A 20,076-nucleotide genomic window follows, 5' to 3' on the forward strand; every position below is an offset into this window, starting at 1 on the left:
GGAGCAAACGCTAAAACGGCAATCTAAGGATTGCCGTTTACTTTTATTACCGACTCTGCTTTCTCAACAGATATATAAAGTACGGCGCGCCGATAAAGGTCGACAGCAGGCCCGCCGGGATCTGATACGGGAACAGCACCATCCTTCCGCACCAGTCAGCAAAGACCAGGATCGCCCCGCCCGTCAGCGCAGAGATCACGATATGTGGCAAAGTCCTGCGGAAGCCCATCATACGGGCGATATGCGGCGCCATTAATCCGACAAAACTGAGCGGGCCGATAGTCATGGTGGCCGTCGCCGTCAGGCACGCGGCCAGCAGCAACAGGGCGATGCGCGTTGGCGTCAGCGCCAGCCCAACCGCGCGCGCGGTGTCCCCGCCCAGCGGCAGAATGGTCATCCAGCGGCGGCACAGCGGCACTATCGCCAGCAGTACGATCATCACGATCCCGGTATGTACCACCTGGCTGCCGGTGGCGTTGTACGTCGAGCCGGAGATCCAGGTCAGGATCTGCGCCATGCGCGGATCGCCGCTCGCCTGCAACATCATCAGCAGCATGGTAAACGCGGTGCTCAGCGCCATCCCGGCCAGCAGCATGCGGTGAGGCGAGAAACCGCCGCGCCCGGAGGCGATCAGGATAATCATCAGCGTCGCCGCCGCACCGATACTCCCGGCAGGCATCAGCCAGCCGAATGCATTTCCCGGCACGAGGAACAACATCAACACTACGCCAAACGCGGCCCCGGAGCTGATCCCTAATACTTCCGGGCTTGCCATCGGGTTGCCGGTGAGACGCTGGATAATACAGCCCGCCACCGCCAGCATGACGCCCGCAATCAGCGCGGAGAAGATCCGCGGCCAGCGCCACTGCATGAGTTCATGCAACAAATCCCCCGTCGCCCAGTGCCAGCCCGTGGCGTCGCGTCCCAGCGAGAGTGCGGCAAACGAGGCGATAACCAGCACTGCCAGTCCGGCAAGGCTGAACCACACCACCGACTGACGCTCAGCATGTACTTTATCGCCGGCATCCATTGCCGGGGCGCTAATGCTGCGCAGGCGCGGCAAGAGCCACAGCAGCAGCGGCGCGCCGATCAGGGCCGTCACCGAGCCCGTGGAAACTTCCATCCAGACGCGCGCCAGCCAGAGAATGAGCTGATCGGAAAGCCAGAGGATCAGCGCACCAATCAGCGGCGCCAGCATCAGGCGCGCCAGCAGACGGCGTGCGCCGAGCATTTTTGCCAGCAGCGGCGCAAACAGGCCGATAAAGCCGATGATGCCGACGGCGTTAACCAGTAACGCGCTGAGCACAATCGCCAGGGTCAGGGCCGCCAGACGCGCCAGCGACAGCGCCAGCCCGAGATTGCGCGCCACGCCGTCGTCCAGGCCCATCAGCGTGAGCGGACGCAGCAGCAGCAGTGTCAGCACCACGCCGCCAAACAGCTGCGGCCACAGGCGCTGGACGATACTCCAGTCGGTCTGGGTGAGCGTGCCGGTACTCCACATAAACATGCTTTGCAACTGGTCGTGGTGAAACAGCACCAGCAGCTGGTTGATCGCCCCAGAGTAGAGGCTGACGACCAGCCCCGCGAGGATCAGCGTGACCGGCGAGAGACGTTTTCCCCAGGCCACGCCAAAGACCAGCGCACCGACCACGCATGCGCCTGCCAGCGCGGCAAACTGCGAGGTTAACGCTCCCGGCAGGGTCCAGAGAGTGGTGATGGTGATCCCCAACTGAGCCCCCGTCGCCACGCCCAGCGTGGTCGGCTCCGCCAGCGGGTTACGTAGCACCTGCTGAAACAGTACGCCCACCAGTCCCAGTCCCGCCCCGACCAGCAGGGAGATAGCCAGACGCGGCAGCAGGCTGTAGTGGAACAGCATTTGCTGAATATTATCGATATCCGGTGCGGCAAACGCGGCTGCCCACTGATCGCGCGGCAACGCCGTGGTCAGGTTAAAGCCGGTTAACGCCAGGGCAGCCAGAAAAATGATTGCTAACAGTAACATCGGGAAACGGGCCATACGCGTGCTCATGCCTTGCCTCCCAGTGCATTGTCCAGCACGCGGGCAAAATGCATGGCCGACAGCGTCGCGCCGTAGAACCATACCGCTGGCGCGCGCAGGAAGCGCTGCTCGCGGACGAACGGCATTGCCTGCCAGAGCGGAGTCGCCATCAGGGTTTGCATCTCGCGCTCATTGCCGTGGTCAAAGCACAGCACGTCCACATCACGAAACGCCGCCAGACGGTCAATCCCCACGGCGGTACTGCCCCAGAACGTCATCTCGCCTTCCCAGGCATTGCGAATGCCAAAGCTGTCGAGCACTTCCTGGAACAGACAGTTATTTCCAAAGACCAGCATATGGCGGGCATCCAGCAGGGTCACCATCAGCAAAGGCCGATCGCCACGGTGGGCAAAGCGCGGCTTAAGGGAATCAATCAGCGCATCAAATTCATCGAGATGTTTTTTCGCCTGAGCCTCACGGTTGAGGAACTGCGCCATCTCGTGGATGGAATTTTTTGCCATGGTCAGCGGCTTTTTACCGTCGCTAAAGGAAAAGCCCCGTCCGGGCGCAATCTTCGCCATGGTCTCTTCCGACGGACCATACCCCGCAGACCAGAATAAATAAGACGGTTTCATCTGGGTGAGAAGCTCAAGGTTCGGCTCCGTACGCAGACCGATGTCGATGACGGAGTCCGGCAGTTTTGGCTCATTCACCCACAGGGTGTAGTTGGGAATATCGGCCACACCGTAAGGCGTCACGCCCAGCGCCATCATCAGTTCAACGGGCAACCACTCCAGCGCCACGATGCGGTGCGGATCGATAGCGGCAGCGCGGGCCGGGCCCATCTTTAACAGCAGCGGTGAGAGCGCCATGGCCGTCAGCAGGCGACGGCGGCTAATGAAAGTTGAATCCAGCATCAGTAGACAAAGCTCACGGGTGCAGCCCCGGCCGGGTGAGGCAGGATGCCCATAGGAATACCGTAGATATGTTCCAGCGTTTCGCTACGCATCAGTTCGGCAGGCGTACCCTGAGCGATCATTTCACCGCCGCGCAGCGCTACCAGATAGTCGCAATAGCGTGCCGCCATGTTGATATCATGCAGAACGGCTATCACCGTCAGGCCGCGCTGCTGACTTAAGCGATGCACCAGCGCCAGGACGTCAACCTGATGAGCAATATCCAGCGCCGACGTGGGTTCGTCGAGCAGCAGGCAGCGGCTGTCCTGCGCCACCAGCATTGCGATCCATGCGCGCTGACGCTCGCCACCGGACAGGCTATCCACCAGACGGTGCGCCAGCGGTTTTAATCCCACCAGCGCGATCGCCTCTTCCACTTTCTCTCTGTCAGCAACGCCAAAACGCCCGAGCGCACCGTGCCACGGATAACGTCCAATCGCCACCAGCTCGCGCACCGTCATCCCCTCCGCCTGCGGCAACTGCTGCGGCAGATAGGCCACCTTGCGGGCAAAGGCCTTACTGCTCCAGCTCGCCAGCGGCTGGTCATCCAGCAAAATGTCGCCCTCGGACGGTGGCTGATGACGGCCCAGCATCTTCAGCAGCGTCGATTTACCGGAACCATTGTGCCCGATTAAACCGGTCACTTTACCTGCGGGAAACGTCAAAGAGAGCGGATGCAGCAAGGTGCGCCCGGGTACGCGAAAGGAGAGATTATTGAGCGTGAAGGTGGAGTCGGATTGCGTTTTGTTATCCTGCATGTCAGCCAACTTAAATAAAAAGGGCACGGCGAACCGTGCCCATAAAGAGGTTAGAAGCGGAAGGTCGCCGTGGCAACAACCTGGCGTCCTGCTCCCCAGTAGCATGCATACTCGCTGTAGCAGCTGGAGACGTATTCACGGTCAAAGATGTTGTTCACGTTGACGCCGACGGAAGAGCCCGGCAGACCGAAGCGCGCCAGATCGTATTTCACGGTCGCATCCGCCAGGGCATAACCCGCGACGTTAAAGGACTCATAGGCTTTAGGCGACGCTGAGGAGTAGTACGTCACCGTGTTACCGATGTAACGCGCGCCTGCACCGACGGTCAGGCCACTCAGCGCCGTCTCGTGGAAGGTGTAATCCGCCCACAGGGATGCCATGTTGCGCGGTACTTCTGCCGGACGACGACCTTCATACCAGGTATCGTGGGTATATTCCGCATCGGTGTAGCTGTAGGCCGCCGTCACGTTCACATTAGCCGACACCGCCGCTTTCGCTTCCAGCTCAAAGCCACGGGAGCGGATTTCACCGCCCTGCACGCTGAAGCCGCTGGTCGGGTTCGCCGGATCGGCGGTCAGGTTATTGTTCTTGGTCAGCTGGTATACCGCTGCCGTCACCACAACAGGCAGATCTTTTGGAACATACTTCACGCCCGCTTCATATTGCTTGCCGCGTGCCGGATCGAACGGTTTACCACCCTGAGTAGTGCCAGAGAGCGGTTCGAAAGATTCACTGTAGCTGAAGTATGGTGTAATCCCGTTATCGAACAGGTAGTTAATCCCCCCGCGCCAGGTAAATGCCTGATCGTTAATTTCCGCGGTGGTTCCGTTATTACGGTTGAAGGCAGACGTTTTCGCAAAGTCATAGCGGCCACCCAAGGTGAGTACCCACTTATCCCATTCCGCCTGATCCTGCGCATAGAGCCCGGTCTGCTCCTGGCGATTGAGCATGGCATACGGGAAGTTCACATTAACGTTCGCATTGCCGTGCTGCGGATTGTTCATACTGATCGGATCGGCGGTACCGTAGTCAGCATCAATGTCATTGCGCATACGAAGGTAATCCACACCTGTCAGCAGGGTATGGTCAACGGCGCCGGTCGCGAATTTCGACTGGAGCTGTGTATCAACCGTGAACGAGTTGAGGTCTTCATCTGAGCGCACGTACGCGCGGCTGATCTGGGCCGGGGCGATATAGCCGTTACCGTAAACTGAACGGTAAAGCGTGTTGATTTTGGTATAACGCAGGTTCTGACGCACGGTGAAGGTGTCGTTGAATTCATGCGCGAAGCTGTAACCCACCATTTTCTGACGACGGGAGATTTTATTGTCTTCATCGCCTTCGTTGAAGTCGGTCGGCAGTTTGTGCGCTTTTCCGTTAGCATCATAGTAAGGCACAACGGTACCTTCACGCGGCAGCCAGCCGTAGTAACCCGCATCCGGATCGCTCTGGAAGTTGCTCAGGAAAGTGAAATCGGTTTTATCATCAGGGCGCCAGCTGAAAGACGGCGCAATCGCGTAACGAGTAGACTTCACCATTTCCTGCTGCGCATTTTCACTGCGCCCCAGACCGGTCAGACGGTAGGACCACACGCCGTCATCGTCAATCGCGTCGCTGAAATCAAAACCGGTCTGCCAGAGGTTATCCGTCCCCATTTTGAACTGAATTTCTTTCAACGGTTCCGTGGTTGGACGCTTGCTGACCATACTCACTACGCCGCCCGGATGGCTTTTGCCATACAGTACAGACGTCGGGCCACGCAGCAGCTCTACGCGCTCAAGGAAGTACGGATCCATGGACGCTTCAGAGTAGTTGTCTCCCTGCAACTTCATACCATCCAGATACTGGTTGGTATTCACGGTGCTGGAGGTCGTGAAACCACGAATCGAAACCACATCGTAAGTTGTTGATGCGCCGCGCGTTGCGAAAACACTTGGGGTATAGGCCAGCGCCTGTTTAACCGTTCCCGGCTGTTTCATGTCCATCTCTTCACGTGTAACCACGGAAATAGACTGCGGGGTTTTCTCGATCGGTGTATCGGTTTTCGTCGCCGTTGCAGTGCGCTTTGCTGCAATCGTCGGTGCAGGACCCCAGGCACTTTCCTGTGCAGCCGGTGCGGCAGTCACGGTGATGGTTTCTTCTTTCTTGGGGGTTTCAGCGGCCTGTGCGTAAGCAGACATGCCGGCAACCGCTGTGGCTACGACGGCTGCGATTTTACGCAGCGACGTGTTAATTGGCTGAGCAGTATTGGAAAGCGCCATGATGGATCTCTGATGAAAAAGGTGAATGATAACGTAAACGAGAATTATTATTATGACCGCAGAATAATATGCGAAACGCTGACGGCATAGCAAGCGATATGCGGCCCTACAAGAATTGAGGGTTTAAGAAATAATCAACGGAAAATGGGTCGTTAATAAGGATTGTAAACAGGGTTAAGGAAATGAGTTGCTGAGGTGAAAAAATACCCCCTTCCTGAGAAGGGGGTATCAGTAGGGTTAGTTCCCGCCGAACATATCCTTGATCCAGCCGGCGACGCCGTCACTGTCTTTCTTCTCTTCCTGCTGCTGCGGCTGTTGCTGCTGCGGCTGCTGAGGTTGAGAAGACTGATCGAACGGGTTACCTGTCGGTTCTTCTGGCTGGCTTTGCTGGCACAGCGCATCCGGGTTGGTCGTCCAGACCGGCAGCGTACGCACGCCACCGCCGCAAATGAAGTTACCCGAGCTGTCCACGCCCATATCGACGATATCTTCCGGAGCAACGAGGTTCAGCGGCACCGGAGACTGATTCGCGAGGTAGCGCTGGTAAATCGACATAGCACCGCTCGCGCCATACAGTTTGGTCGGCTGGTTGTTATCGCGCCCCACCCAGGTGATGACCACTTCACGACCATCAATACCGGCGAACCAGGTATCGACATTGTTGTTGGTGGTCCCGGTTTTACCCGCCAGATGCAGACCAGGATACTTCGCCCCCAGCTGACGACCGGTACCGCGCTGAACCACCTGCTGCATGGTCCACAGCGTCATATAGGCCGCCTGTGCCGGAACAGCGCGCTCCGCCTGCGGGAAGCTCTGATACAGCACGGAGCCATCTTCGGCAATCACCGAACGCAGAGCGGAGAGCGGCGCTCGGTTACCGCCGCTGGCGATGGTCTGGAACGCCTGCGCCACTTCGATTGGCGTCAGGTTAAGCGCCCCCAGGATCATCGCTGGCACAGGGTGCAGCTGATCTTTCGGTACGCCCAGTTTCTGCCAGGTGTCGGTGATGGCTGGCAGGCCCAGCGCCATCCCGAGGTTAACCGTTGGCACGTTCATCGAGCGGGTTAACGCATCCACCAGCATCACCTGACCGCTGAACTGTCTGTCATCGTTCTGCGGTGACCATACCTGGCCGTTAGGCTGGCGCAGGGAGATTGGCGCATCGGCAATCCAGGTGTTCAGTCGATAGAGGTTCGGCTGGCTCAGCGCGGTCAGATAAGTCGCCGGTTTTGCCAGTGAACCAATCGAACGACGCGCCTGCATTGCGCGGTTATAGCCCGCATACTGTGGCTCAGCACCGCCCACCATGGCACGAACTTCGCCGGTGTTACGGTCAACCACTACCATCGCGGTTTCCAGATCGCTCAGCTTACGCTGCTTTTTCAGCGCCGGAATACCTTCTACCGCCGCTTTTTCTGCCGCATCCTGCGCCACGGAATCAAAGGTGGTAAAGATCTTCACGCCTGAGAGATCTTTCACTTTATCTCCGAGCTTCGACTGCAACTCCTGACGCACCATCTGCATAAAGGCAGGCTGCGGAGAGATCACCCCACCGCGCGGCTGAACGCCCAGCGGACGTGCGCTCAGCATGTCGTACAGCTCCTGGTCAATCACCTGCTGTTGTTGCAGCAGACGCAGCACCAGGTTACGACGCTCCAGCGCCAGTTTCGGGTTACGCCACGGGTTGTAGATCGACGCGCCTTTCACCATGCCCACCAGCAGCGCCTGCTGGTCAAGGCTCAGCTCTTCTACCGGACGGCCAAAGTAGTACAGGCTCGCCAGCGGGAAGCCGCGGATCTCGTTATCGCCGCTCTGACCGAGGTACACCTCGTTCATGTACAGCTCAAGAATACGATCCTTGCTGTAGCGCGCATCCATCAGCACGGCCATGTACGCTTCGTTGGCTTTACGCCAGTAAGAGCGCTCGCTGGAGAGGAACAGGTTTTTCACCAGCTGCTGGGTCAGGGTACTCGCCCCCTGCACCGTACGCCCGGCGGTCAGGTTCGCCAGTACCGCACGACCAATGGAGTAAAGGCTGATACCGTCGTGCTCGTAGAAGTGGCGATCTTCGGTTGCCAGCAGGGTATCCACCAGCAAATCCGGGAAGCCGTTACGCGCCACGAACAGCCGCTGTTCGCCGTTTGCGGACGACAGCATGGTGATGAGACGCGGATCGAGACGGAAGAAACCGAACTGGCGATCGTTATCCATGTTCTCAATGGTTTCCAGACGATCGCCGTCAAAGGTCAGACGCGCGCGCACCTGCCCTTCTTTACTGTCCGGGAAGTCGAACGGACGGCGGATCATCTCAATACTTTTCGCCTGGACGGTAAATTCGCCTGGACGGGTCATTTTCGTGACCTGACGATACTGCGTGGCTTGCAGCAGCTTCACCATCTCGTTCTTGCTGATGGACATGTCCGGCTCAAGGTTCACCATGCGGCCGTATACTGCCGCAGGCAATTGCCAGACTTTCCCGTCAATACGGCTGCGGATCTTCTGATCCAGATAAACGCCGTAAATCGCGATCAGGACAACAAAAACAATGAACAGCTTCAGCAGCAGCCAGAACCAGCCGCGCTTACCACGAGGCTTACGCCCTTTGCCTTTCCCTTTACGCGGCATCGGTTCTTCATCCTCATAATCGTCTTCATAGTCATCGTCATACTCCTCATCTCTGAGGCGACGACGGCTTACCTTTTCTTTCGCCGGACGCGTCGGCTTTCCCTTACGTCCTATTGGCTCGCGGTCATTCCCCGCCATGCTTTTTCTCCGCAACATTCAGGCGCAAAGGCCAGATTTTCTTATCTTGCACAGGTCAGTGAAAGAAGAAATCTCTCAAAGTTTGTTTCTCCCTCTCCCTGTGGGAGAGGGCCGGGGTGAGGGCATCAGCCCGCACTTTCCCCATTACGAATATTTTTTCGTGCGCCGTGTCGGCGCGGTATTCGCCGGATCGTCCGGCCAGACGTGTTTGGGATATCGCCCTTTCATCTCTTTCTGCACTTCACGATAGCTCCCCGCCCAAAACGCCCCCAAGTCGCGGGTGATCTGCAAGGGACGATGCGCAGGCGAAAGCAGCTCAAGCACTAACGGCACACGGCCTTCAGCAATGGACGGCGTGGTGGCCTCACCAAACATCTCCTGCATCCGAACCGCCAGCGCCGGCGGATTATCCTCATGATAACGAATGGCAATCCGGCTCCCGGTTGGCACAGTGTAATGCCCAGGCAGTTCACTATCCAGACGTTGACGTAACGACCAGTCCAGTAAATTCTGTAACGCTGCCTTAACATCAAGCGCCTTCAGGGCGCGCAGGGAGTGTACGCCGCTCATCTGCGGCAACAGCCACTGTTCAAGCGTCGCGAGCAGCGTCTCATCATCCACCGCTGGCCACCCCTGTTCCGGCAGCCACTTCGCGGCGCAGTGCAGACGTATACGATATTGTTCAGCCTCCGGCGTCCAGTTCAGTACGCTCAGCCCTTTTTCCCGAATGCCATTCAGCATCGCCTGGTGTAACTCTTCCTCCGACGGCTTCGCCAGCGGTTTCGTCCCGAGCGTCAGTTTGCCAATCTGGCTACGACGGAACGCCTTCAGCGTGCCCTGGGTATCATCCCATTCCACGATGTCAGATTGCTGAAGCAGCTGCGGGCAGGCACGCGTCAGGAGGTCAATATCCACGGCAACCGCCTGTAAAATACGCGCGTCCGGGGAGTGGCTGCCCTGGAGTAAGAGCGGCGCGATCAGCCATTCATGACGCGTCAGGGCGTCATCGCTGTCCAGCATCGCGCCCATCCCATTTGCCAGCTGATAGCGACCATCCAGCCCGCGACGGCGCGCGATTCTGTCCGGGAAGGCCTGGGCCAGCAGAGGGATAACTTTATCGCTGTCAGGCGAACCGCCCCGGCAATTCAGGCGTTTACACAGCTGCTGCGCCCGCTGTTGCCAGTTTCCCTGATGGCGTGAAAAGGCCTGTCCCAGATCGCTGCCGCCACCGCGCGGCGGCTCCTCAAGAATAGCCGCCAGTTTTGCCGCCGTGGCAATTTCATCGTCGCCCTGTGCTGCTACCAGCATTGCCGCCAGACGTGGATCGTTGCCCAGCGCCGCCATTTTCTGGCCGCGCGCCGTCAGTCGCTCGCCTTCCAGCGCGCCAAGCTGGGTCAGCAGACTGCACGCGGCGGAAAGGTTGACGACAGGCGGAGGATTAAGCCAGGTGAGCTGGTCAGGGTCCGGACAGCCCCACTGCATCAGATCCATCACCAGTCCGGAGAGATCGCTTTGTAAAATCTCAGGCGTGCTCTGGAATGCCGCACGCTCCGCCTGCTCGGCGCTGGTTAAATGCAGGCAAATACCCGGCTCAAGACGCCCTGCTCGCCCTGCGCGCTGCACCATTGAGGCCTGGCTGATGCGCTGCGTCAGCAGCCTGGTCAGCCCGGAACGCGGATCAAAACTGGCCACCCTCTCCAGCGTACTGTCCACCACCAGGCGAATGCCTTCGATGGTCAAACTGGTTTCCGCGATATTGGTTGCCAGCACCACTTTGCGCTGCCCCGCCGGTGCGGGAAGGATCGCCTTGCGCTGGTCAGCCAACGGCAGCGCGCCGTAGAGCGGGCACAGCATAACGTCACTGTTCACCCGGGATGCCAGCTGCTCCTGTACGCGCTGGATTTCGCCTACGCCGGGTAAAAACAGCAGCAGCGAGCCGGGCTCCTGGCGGAGCAATTCAGCGGTGGCGATGGCAACCGCTTCGTCAAAACGCTGATGGGCAGGCAGCGGCTGATAGCGGCGCTCGACCGGGAACGCACGCCCTTCAGAGGAGATCATCGGCGCGTCAGGGAGCGTCTGCCGGAGCCGCTCGTTATCCAGCGTCGCCGACATAATCAGCAGCCGAAGGTCGTCGCGCAGCCCCTGCTGAACGTCGAGCAGCAGCGCAAGGGCCAGATCGGCCTGGAGGCTGCGCTCGTGAAATTCATCAAGGATCACCAGCCCGACGCCGGTCAGCTCCGGATCGTTTTGCAACATACGGGTAAGAATACCTTCGGTGACCACTTCCAGCCGCGTGGATGGTCCAACGCAGGTTTCGGCGCGCATCCGGTACCCTACCGTCTCACCCGGTTTTTCATTCAGCAGTTCCGCCAGGCGCTGCGCCACATTGCGCGCCGCCAGCCTGCGCGGCTCCAGCAGGATAATTTTCCCGCTGATGTTCCCATCGCGCAGAATTTGCAGGGGCAGCCAGGTGGATTTACCCGCTCCGGTGGGCGCGCTGAGCAAAACCTGTGGCGCATGTTCTAAGGCTGCGAGAAGCTCAGGAAGGACGACGGCGACGGGCAAAGAGGACACTTACGGCTCCAGAGGGTTAACATTAATCGGCGTACATTGTAGCATCGGCGCATATCATTACCGAGTCTTGCGCATGTCTGAGTCTAAACGGCTATTCTTCGCCATTGAATTACCCACCACGCTTCAACGGCAGATTGTTCGCTGGCGCGCCAGCCACTTCCCCGCGGAAGCGGGCCGCCCCGTCGTCGCCGCCAATATGCACCTGACGTTAGCCTTTCTTGGTGAAGTAAGCGCTGAAAAGCAGCGCGCGTTAAGCGCAATGGCCGGACGCATTTCGCAGCCGGGGTTTACGCTGCATCTTGACGATGCCGGGCAATGGCTGCGCTCTCGGGTGGTCTGGCTGGGGACGCGGCAGCCCCCTCGCGGACTGCTACAGCTCGCCAACATGCTGCGGGCGCAGGCCGCGCGCAGCGGCTGTTATCAGAGCCCGCAGCCGTTTCATCCCCACATTACCCTGCTGCGCGATGCGGGTCAGGCCGTTGCCATCCCGCCACCGGGCTTTCACTGGTCCTTTCAGGTGAATGAATTTGCGCTGTACGAATCTGCCTTTGTACAAGGACGCACCCGCTATACTCCGCTCCAGCGCTGGACGCTGGGCGACACGTTAAGGAATCCTGATGAAGTTTAGTCCTGCACTCCAGCCCGCCACGCTGATCCAGCGTTACAAACGCTTTCTCGCTGATGTGATCACCCCTGCGGGCGAAACGCTCACGCTGCACTGCCCTAACACCGGCGCCATGACCGGTTGCGCCACGCCGGGTGACACGGTCTGGTATTCCACATCAGAAAATACTAAACGCAAATATCCCCATACCTGGGAAATGACCGAGACGCAAAGCGGGGCATTTATTTGCGTTAATACCCTGCGCGCAAATCAGCTGGTTAAGGAAGCTCTGACAAATGGAATGCTCCCTGAACTGATAGGTTACGGCACGCAAAAAAGCGAAGTGAAATATGGCGATGAAGGCAGCAGAATTGATTTTATGTTACAGGCGGAAGACCGCCCTGAGTGCTATATTGAAGTGAAATCAGTGACGTTAGCGGAACAGGAAAACGGCTTCTTTCCGGATGCGGTAACGCTACGTGGCCAGAAGCATCTGCGAGAGCTAATGAGTGTAGCGGCGGCGGGCAAGCGCGCCGTGTTGCTGTTTGCGGTTCTGCATTCAGCCATTGAACGGTTTTCCCCGGCCCGTCATATTGATCCTAAATACGCGCAATTGTTGAATGAGGCACAAAAGCAGGGGGTAGAGATTTTCGCTTATAAAGCGGAACTTTCTGCCGATAATATGACTCTGAGATCCTCTCTTCCCATTGTCTTATAAGGGATTAGACGATTGACTAATAAGTGTTCTGGCCGCGTGCGCAAATACGCTTTTCCTCACAGGGTTGTCAAGTGTTACGTTTAGATAATTGCCATACGGAAAAGCATCTGCTATTTATAGCGACCTGATTTTTCCCCCAACACGGGGATCGATAGTGCGTGTTAAGGAGAAGCAACATGCAAGAAGGGCAAAACCGTAAAACATCGTCCCTGAGTATTCTCGCCATCGCTGGGGTGGAGCCGTATCAAGAGAAGCCGGGCGAAGAGTATATGAACGAAGCCCAGCTGTCGCACTTCAAGCGTATTCTTGAAGCATGGCGTAATCAACTCAGGGATGAAGTCGATCGCACCGTTACACATATGCAGGACGAAGCTGCTAACTTCCCGGACCCGGTCGACCGTGCCGCTCAGGAAGAAGAGTTCAGCCTCGAACTGCGTAACCGTGACCGCGAGCGCAAACTGATCAAAAAGATCGAAAAAACGCTGAAGAAGGTCGAGGACGAAGATTTTGGCTACTGCGAATCCTGCGGTGTTGAAATCGGTATTCGTCGCCTGGAAGCGCGTCCAACAGCCGATCTGTGCATCGACTGTAAAACGCTGGCAGAAATCCGCGAAAAACAGATGGCTGGCTAACGCCTGCCCTCTCACTACTCTGCTAAGGCGGGAGTCTCTCCCGCCTTGTTACCGTTGATATGTCTGAATCTCACTATATCGGGCGCTTTGCGCCATCTCCCTCCGGTGAATTACACTTCGGCTCATTAATTGCCGCGCTTGGCAGCTACCTACAGGCTCGCGCCCGTCAGGGTCAATGGCTGGTCCGCATTGAAGATATCGATCCTCCGCGTGAAGTTCCCGGTGCAGCAGAAACTATTCTGCGTCAGCTGGAACATTACGGTCTTCACTGGGACGGCGACGTACTCTGGCAGTCTCAACGCCATGATGCCTACCGTGAACGTCTGGCGTGGCTTGCTGAACAGGGCCTTTCCTATAACTGCACCTGCACGCGGGCGCGAATTCAAAGCGTGGGTGGCGTTTACGATGGCCACTGTCGTACGCGGCACAACGGTCCTGAGAATGCTGCCGTACGGCTGATACAGCGTTCTCCGGTGACGCAGTTTACCGACGTTCTCTCAGGAACCATTCAGGCGGATGAACGCCTGGCGCGTGAAGATTTTATTATTCACCGTCGTGATGGTTTGTTTGCCTATAACCTGGCGGTGGTTGTCGATGACCATTTCCAGGGCGTCACGGAAATCGTGCGCGGGGCGGATCTGGTTGAGCCTACCGTGCGGCAAATATCGCTTTACCAGCAGTTTGGCTGGACGGTGCCGGATTACATCCATCTGCCGCTGGCGGTCAATGAACAGGGAAATAAGCTGTCGAAACAGAATCATGCCCCGGCGCTGCCTGACTGCGATCCGCGCCCGGTTTTGATCGACGCGCTGCGATTTCTCAACCAGAATGTAACGCAGGAATGGCAGGATCTGAGTCTGGATGAATTGCTGAAAACGGCCATTGCTGACTGGGCGCTTATCGCCGTGCCAAAAATCCAGCATTCTCAAATGCGTTGCGCTGAGCTATGATTAGCCGCTTTTTTGATAACAAAACACACTACGAGGTGTACTATTTTTACCCGAGTCGCTAATTTTTGCCGTAAAGTGCTGAGCCGCGAAGAGAGCATGGCGAACGACGCTATTGCACAGCCACACATGTCGGTCATTCCGCGTGAACAGCACAATATTTCCCGCAAAGATATCAGTGAAAATGCCCTCAAGGTGCTCTATCGTCTGAATAAAGCAGGCTACGAGGCCTATCTCGTCGGCGGCGGGGTGCGCGATTTACTGCTGGGCAAAAAACCAAAAGATTTCGACGTGACGACCAGCGCCACGCCTGAGCAGGTGCGTAAATTATTCCGCAACTGCCGTCTGGTTGGCCGCCGTTTCCGTCTGGCGCACGTGATGTTTGGACCAGAAATCATTGAAGTGGCGACCTTCCGCGGTCACCACGAAGCGGGCGTCAACGATCGCACGACTTCCCAGCGCGGCCAAAACGGCATGCTGCTGCGCGACAACATCTTCGGCTCTATTGAAGAAGATGCTCAGCGTCGCGATTTCACCATCAACAGCCTTTACTACAGCGTGGCGGATTTTACCGTGCGCGATTACGTCGGCGGTATGCAGGATCTGAAAGACGGCCTGATTCGCCTGATCGGTACGCCGGAAACGCGCTATCGCGAAGATCCGGTCCGAATGCTGCGCGCCGTGCGTTTCGCCGCCAAGCTGAACATGCGTATCAGTCCGGAAACCGCAGAGCCGATCCCGCGCCTGGCGACGCTGATTAACGACGTCCCCCCTGCCCGTCTGTTTGAGGAGTCGTTAAAGCTGCTCCAGGCAGGCTACGGGTTTGAAACCTACAATTTGCTGCGTGAATACAACCTGTTCCAGCCGCTGTTCCCGACCATTACCCGCTACTTCACCGAAAACGGTGACAGCGCAATGGAGAGGATGATTGCACAGGTGCTGAAGAACACGGATACCCGTATTCATAACGATATGCGCGTGAATCCGGCGTTCCTGTTCGCGGCCATGTTCTGGTATCCGCTGCTGGAAACGGCGCAGCGCATCACTCAGGAGAGCGGTCTCGCCTATTATGATGCGTTCGCGCTGGCGGCAAACGACGTGCTGGACGAAGGCTGTCGCACGCTGGCGATCCCGAAACGTATTACCACGCTGGTGCGTGATATCTGGCAGCTTCAGCTGCGTATGTCCCGCCGTCAGGGTAAACGCGCCTGGAAGCTGATGGAGCATCCTAAGTTCCGCGCCGCGTTCGATTTGCTCTCTCTGCGTGCTGAAGTCGAAAGAAACCAGGAGCTACAGCGCCTGGCGCAGTGGTGGGGAGAATTTCAGGTCTCTGCACCACCAGAGCAGAAAGATATGCTTACGGATCTCGATGATGAGCCGGCACCGCGCCGTCGTCACCGTCGCCCGCGCAAACGCGCACCGCGTCGTGAAGGCACGGCATGACCCTTGCGTATATCGCCATCGGCAGCAATCTGGCCTCTCCGCTGGAGCAGGTTAACGCTGCCGTGCAGGCGCTGGGGGAGATCCCGCAAAGCCGCATCGTCGCGCTGTCCTCATTTTACCGTACGCCGCCGCTCGGCCCGCAGGATCAGCCTGATTATCTGAACGCCGCCGTGGTGCTGGAAACGACCCTTGACGCAGAAACGCTGCTGGATAATACCCAGCGTATTGAGCTACAGCAGGGTCGCGTCCGCAAAGCCGAACGCTGGGGACCGCGCACCCTCGATCTCGATATTATGCTTTTCGGCCACGAGGTGATTAACACCGAACGCCTCACCGTTCCGCATTACGACATGAAAAACCGCGGGTTTATGCTCTGGCCGCTGTTTGAAGTCGCGCCCGATCTCACCTTCCCTGACGGCGCCTCGCTGCAAGCCGTTCTGCAAAATCTCAACGCGGATAAACCGGCCCGCTGGTAATCCCGCCTCTGCATCGATTAACCATTCCTTATTTGCGGTTAATCGATTGCCTAAAATCATTGTTCCCTCGAATGTTACTGTTAGAATGCGCAAAGATTCGCTTTTGGGCCATCAGGAAACAGTATGAAACCAACCACCATCTCCTTATTGCAGAAATGCAAACAGGAAAAAAAACGCTTCGCCACTATCACCGCGTATGACTACAGCTTCGCAAAACTGTTTGCCGAAGAAGGGATCAACGTCATGCTGGTCGGGGACTCGTTAGGGATGACGGTACAAGGACATGATTCCACTCTGCCGGTCACGGTCGAGGATATTGCTTACCATACCCGCGCCGTGCGCCGGGGTGCGCCCGCCTGCCTGCTGCTTTCCGATCTGCCGTTTATGGCGTATGCCACCCCGGAACAGGCCTTTGAAAATGCGGCGACAGTGATGCGTGCTGGCGCCAATATGGTCAAAATCGAAGGCGGCGCCTGGCTGGTCGATACGGTAAAAATGCTTACCGAACGCGCCGTGCCGGTTTGTGGTCATTTGGGGCTGACGCCGCAGTCTGTCAACATCTTTGGCGGATATAAGGTGCAGGGCCGAGGCGATGCGGCGCAGACGCTGTTTGATGATGCCGTGGCGCTGGAAGCCGCGGGCGCACAGCTGCTGGTGCTGGAGTGTGTACCGGTTGAGCTGGCTAAGCGTATCACTGAGGCGCTGTCGATTCCGGTGATCGGCATCGGCGCGGGCAACGTCACCGATGGCCAGATTCTGGTCATGCACGACGCCTTCGGGATCACCGGCGGCCACATTCCAAAATTTGCAAAAAATTTCCTGACAGAAGCAGGCGACATGCGTGCTGCTGTGCGGCAGTATATGGCTGAAGTGGAGTCCGGCGTTTATCCGGGCGAAGAACACAGTTTCCATTAAGGAGTCCAGGTGTGCTAATCATAGAAACTCTGCCGCTGCTACGCCAGCATATCCGCCGTGCACGTCAGGAAGGTAAACGTATTGCACTGGTCCCGACCATGGGCAATCTGCATGACGGCCATATGAAACTGGTTGATGAAGCAAGAGCCCGGGCAGATATCGTGGTGGTCAGTATCTTCGTTAACCCGATGCAGTTCGATCGCGAAGACGATCTGGCGCGCTATCCACGTACCTTGCAGGAAGATTGCGAGAAGCTCAAAAAACGTCATGCGGATATCGTCTTCGCACCGGCACCCGCAGATGTATATCCTCAGGGTACCACTGAATCGACCTACGTCGATGTGCCGGGTATTTCGACCATGCTGGAGGGCGCCAGCCGCCCGGGCCATTTCCGCGGCGTCTCCACCATCGTCAGCAAACTCTTTAACCTGGTGCAGCCGGACATCGCCTGCTTCGGTGAGAAAGATTTCCAGCAGCTGGCATTGATTCGCAAGATGGTGGCCGATATGGGCTACGATATTGAGATCGTCGGCGTGCCGATTGTGCGTGCTAAAGACGGCCTCGCCCTCAGCTCCCGTAACGGCTATCTGACCACCGAACAGCGTAAAATTGCGCCGGGCTTAAGCAAAGTCATGAATACCATGGCAGAGCAACTGCTGGCAAAAGAGTTAACCGCAGAAGAAATTATCGCTCTGGCTGAACAGGCGCTGAACGAGAAAGGTCTTCGTGCTGACGACGTTCAAATTCGGGATGCCGATACGCTTCTGGAACTCTCAGATACCAGCAAACGTGCGGTAATTCTGGTGGCGGCCTGGCTCGGCCAGGCCCGCCTTATCGACAACAAAGTGGTTGAACTGGCGTAGTTTTTCTACCCGGAAGTGAAAGGTAAATGTAATGATTCGCAAAATGCTACAAGGTAAGCTTCACCGTGTGAAAGTCACCCAGGCCGATCTGCACTATGAAGGCTCCTGCGCGATCGACCAGGATTTTCTCGACGCGGCGGGTATACTCGAAAACGAAGCTATTGATATCTGGAACGTTAATAACGGCAAACGCTTTTCAACGTACGCGATTGCCGCTGAACGCGGATCTAAAATCATCTCCGTTAATGGGGCAGCGGCGCACTGCGCGGACGTAGGCGATATCGTCATTATTGCCAGCTTTGTGATGATGTCCGACGAAGAGGCACGTCGCTGGCAGCCAAAAGTGGCCTACTTTGAAGGCGATAATGAGATGAAACGTACTGCGAAAGCCATTCCGGTACAGGTGGCCTGATAATATTTATCCCATGACCCATTCCTGTGTATTTATTAAATGAATGGGTCATTAAAATGTATTAATTGAATTAATACCCAAACGCTTCCCGCTCCACCAGACAAACCCATCATATTGATAATAAATACTTTTAAATTTACTAAAGTATTCATTTAGTTTAAATCACGCACAACATCTATATTTAATTGAGATTAACAATATAATCCGCCACGAAATTTAATTTCAAAAAAAGCTTTACGGTACTTATTATTTACTCAATGAATATGGATATTGAAATGATTTCTAAAAATTATGGTTTGGCAATTGCAATGGCAAGCATTCTGGCTGCAGGTTCAGCGGTAGCAGCAGACGACACGGGTACCATCACTTTCCACGGCATGGTTTCTAACAATACTTGCCAGGTCTCCCTTGATCAGAAAATCGATCAAAACGGTAATGATTTTGACGTAACCCTGGATACCGTGTTTGTGCGTGATTTTGCAAACGCACTGGGTAACACCAGCACCCTGGGTGAAAAGAAATTCACCCTTTCTCTGACGGGTTGTGATACCGCGACGGCGAAGAAAGCGTCTGCCCAGTTCTCTTCATGGGCGGGTTCTTCTTCTACAGAAGGCGGTCTGCTGGTGCCACCAAGCAATGCACAGGGTTCTGCTAAGAACGTTAACCTGGTGCTGTCAAACGACGGTAACTCAGCTACCGATCAGATTAAAATTGACCAGACCAACAACACTCAGCAAGCAACTATCGATCCAACTTCTGGCGCAGGAAACCTGTACTACCGCGTAGCATACACCCAGGGTCAAGGCTGGGATGCAGCAAGTAATCCAGTATCTGCTGGTACCGTGCAGGCACAGGTTGCCTTCACCATGATCTACGAATAAGAAATTCGTAAAATATTAAATTAAGCAATCCTTCATGATAAGTGAGGGATTGCTTATGTAATTCCAAAAGGAAGTGGAAAAATGTCTCATTCAGTCTTTATTAAAGGTTTTAAAGCCGCACTGCTCGCAACTGCTTTTTTGGCCGCATCGAATGCAAGTGCGGATATTGTTATTTCCGGCACCCGTATTATCTACCCACAGTCATCGAAGGATGTCGTCGTTAATCTCGATAACCATGGAAACAAACCGCTTTTGGTTCAAACCTGGCTTGACGATGGGCGTGATGGTGTTAACCCGGAAGAGTTGAAACTTCCTTTTATTATTACCCCTCCTGTATCCCGTATTGACCCGAAAAAAGGCCAATCCGTACGTATTACCTACACAGGTTCACCTTTACCACAGGATCGTGAATCGCTTTTCTGGTTCAATGTCCTGGAGATTCCGCCAAAATCAAAAGCTGCAGATAAAGAGAATCTTAACCAGCTTCAGCTGGCGTTCAGGACCCGTATTAAATTCTTTTACCGACCAGACGGGTTAAAAGGCTCGGCAGGTGAGGCCGCTGAGCATTTGACATGGACGCAGAAAAAAGAGGGGAACGCAGTTAAGCTTGTTGCCCATAATAACTCACCCTATAACGTCTCCGTTTCGGCGGTAACCATTAAAGCCAGTCAGAAAACATACGACGTTGATCATAAGGCCGTTCCACCGTTTAGTGATACCACAATGACGGTGAAAGGCTTAGCTTCTGCCGTAAATGGTAAAGTTGAGTTTGATACCATTAATGATTATGGCGGCACAGACCATCACGAAGCTGGACTTAAATAGAACACCCTTTAATACGCATAATAATTGATAGCATTAACTCTGTAGAGAG

The 20,076-nt window shown here is 56.2% G+C and carries 17 protein-coding genes; 11 read left to right on the forward strand and 6 right to left on the reverse strand.

What is annotated here, in order from left to right; all coding sequences use genetic code 11:
- Positions 1-46: 46 nt before the first annotated feature.
- The 6 genes from fhuB to hrpB all read right to left on the reverse strand — a co-directional run bounded on the left by fhuB (position 47) and on the right by hrpB (position 11,311).
- Positions 47-2,029 (reverse strand): Fe(3+)-hydroxamate ABC transporter permease FhuB, encoded by a 1,983-nt coding sequence (gene fhuB, locus ACOTX1_RS09300; RefSeq protein WP_023315428.1) that lies wholly within the window; start codon positions 2,027-2,029, stop codon positions 47-49.
- Positions 2,026-2,916, reverse strand: coding sequence for a Fe(3+)-hydroxamate ABC transporter substrate-binding protein FhuD (fhuD, locus tag ACOTX1_RS09305; RefSeq protein ID WP_003856240.1), 891 nt, complete (start codon positions 2,914-2,916; stop codon positions 2,026-2,028). Before fhuD ends, fhuB begins: the two co-directional genes overlap by 4 nt.
- Entirely contained in the window at positions 2,916-3,713 is a 798-nt protein-coding gene (gene fhuC / locus ACOTX1_RS09310; RefSeq protein WP_003856242.1) for a Fe3+-hydroxamate ABC transporter ATP-binding protein FhuC, read from the reverse strand. The genes fhuD and fhuC overlap by 1 nt, the downstream gene beginning before the upstream one ends.
- Positions 3,714-3,763: 50 nt before the next feature.
- Positions 3,764-5,974 (reverse strand): ferrichrome porin FhuA, encoded by a 2,211-nt coding sequence (gene fhuA / locus ACOTX1_RS09315; protein WP_023299357.1) that lies wholly within the window; start codon positions 5,972-5,974, stop codon positions 3,764-3,766.
- A gap of 237 nt (positions 5,975-6,211) precedes the next feature.
- A complete protein-coding gene (gene mrcB, locus ACOTX1_RS09320; protein ID WP_003856245.1) occupies positions 6,212-8,737 on the reverse strand; it encodes a bifunctional glycosyl transferase/transpeptidase in 2,526 nt (841 codons plus the stop codon).
- Between the two features lie 144 nt (positions 8,738-8,881).
- The gene (gene hrpB, locus ACOTX1_RS09325) at positions 8,882-11,311 is read right to left on the reverse strand and encodes an ATP-dependent helicase HrpB (protein WP_023315427.1); all 2,430 of its coding nucleotides are present in this window, start codon (positions 11,309-11,311) and stop codon (positions 8,882-8,884) included.
- Positions 11,312-11,384: 73 nt separating this feature from the next.
- Between hrpB and thpR the strand changes: the two genes are divergently transcribed.
- From thpR to ACOTX1_RS09380, 11 genes are all read left to right on the forward strand, one after another.
- Positions 11,385-11,939, forward strand: a complete 555-nt coding sequence (gene thpR, locus ACOTX1_RS09330; protein ID WP_003856249.1) for an RNA 2',3'-cyclic phosphodiesterase — start codon at positions 11,385-11,387, stop codon at positions 11,937-11,939.
- A complete protein-coding gene (gene sfsA / locus ACOTX1_RS09335; RefSeq protein ID WP_023315426.1) occupies positions 11,929-12,633 on the forward strand; it encodes a DNA/RNA nuclease SfsA in 705 nt (234 codons plus the stop codon). The genes thpR and sfsA overlap by 11 nt, the downstream gene beginning before the upstream one ends.
- Before the next feature lie 176 nt (positions 12,634-12,809).
- A complete protein-coding gene (dksA, locus tag ACOTX1_RS09340) occupies positions 12,810-13,265 on the forward strand; it encodes an RNA polymerase-binding protein DksA (RefSeq protein ID WP_001155232.1) in 456 nt (151 codons plus the stop codon).
- A 59-nt stretch (positions 13,266-13,324) separates the two neighbouring features.
- Positions 13,325-14,215, forward strand: coding sequence for a tRNA glutamyl-Q(34) synthetase GluQRS (gene gluQRS, locus ACOTX1_RS09345; protein WP_023315425.1), 891 nt, complete (start codon positions 13,325-13,327; stop codon positions 14,213-14,215).
- Positions 14,216-14,257: 42 nt separating this feature from the next.
- Positions 14,258-15,655, forward strand: a complete 1,398-nt coding sequence (gene pcnB / locus ACOTX1_RS09350; RefSeq protein WP_071785222.1) for a polynucleotide adenylyltransferase PcnB — start codon at positions 14,258-14,260, stop codon at positions 15,653-15,655.
- Positions 15,652-16,131, forward strand: a complete 480-nt coding sequence (gene folK, locus ACOTX1_RS09355; protein WP_023315424.1) for a 2-amino-4-hydroxy-6-hydroxymethyldihydropteridine diphosphokinase — start codon at positions 15,652-15,654, stop codon at positions 16,129-16,131. The genes pcnB and folK overlap by 4 nt, the downstream gene beginning before the upstream one ends.
- Before the next feature lie 123 nt (positions 16,132-16,254).
- Positions 16,255-17,046 carry a 3-methyl-2-oxobutanoate hydroxymethyltransferase gene (gene panB / locus ACOTX1_RS09360; protein WP_023315423.1) on the forward strand — a complete coding sequence of 264 codons (792 nt, stop codon included), beginning with the start codon at positions 16,255-16,257 and terminating at the stop codon, positions 17,044-17,046.
- Between the two features lie 11 nt (positions 17,047-17,057).
- Positions 17,058-17,909 carry a pantoate--beta-alanine ligase gene (panC, locus tag ACOTX1_RS09365; protein ID WP_023315422.1) on the forward strand — a complete coding sequence of 284 codons (852 nt, stop codon included), beginning with the start codon at positions 17,058-17,060 and terminating at the stop codon, positions 17,907-17,909.
- Between the two features lie 31 nt (positions 17,910-17,940).
- Positions 17,941-18,321: an aspartate 1-decarboxylase gene (gene panD / locus ACOTX1_RS09370; RefSeq protein WP_003856284.1), complete on the forward strand. Its 381-nt coding sequence runs from the start codon at positions 17,941-17,943 to the stop codon at positions 18,319-18,321.
- A gap of 275 nt (positions 18,322-18,596) precedes the next feature.
- Complete coding sequence (locus ACOTX1_RS09375; RefSeq protein ID WP_023315421.1) at positions 18,597-19,202, forward strand: fimbrial protein; 606 nt, start codon at positions 18,597-18,599, stop codon at positions 19,200-19,202.
- 81 nt (positions 19,203-19,283) lie between these two features.
- On the forward strand, positions 19,284-20,027 hold the full coding sequence (locus ACOTX1_RS09380) for a fimbrial chaperone (RefSeq protein ID WP_023315420.1): 744 nt from the start codon (positions 19,284-19,286) through the stop codon (positions 20,025-20,027).
- Positions 20,028-20,076 lie beyond the last annotated feature (49 nt).

Origin of the sequence: Enterobacter cloacae complex sp. IR5401 (genome assembly GCF_049238425.1) — a bacterium.
GTDB classification, from domain to species: Bacteria; Pseudomonadota; Gammaproteobacteria; order Enterobacterales; family Enterobacteriaceae; genus Enterobacter; species Enterobacter hormaechei_C.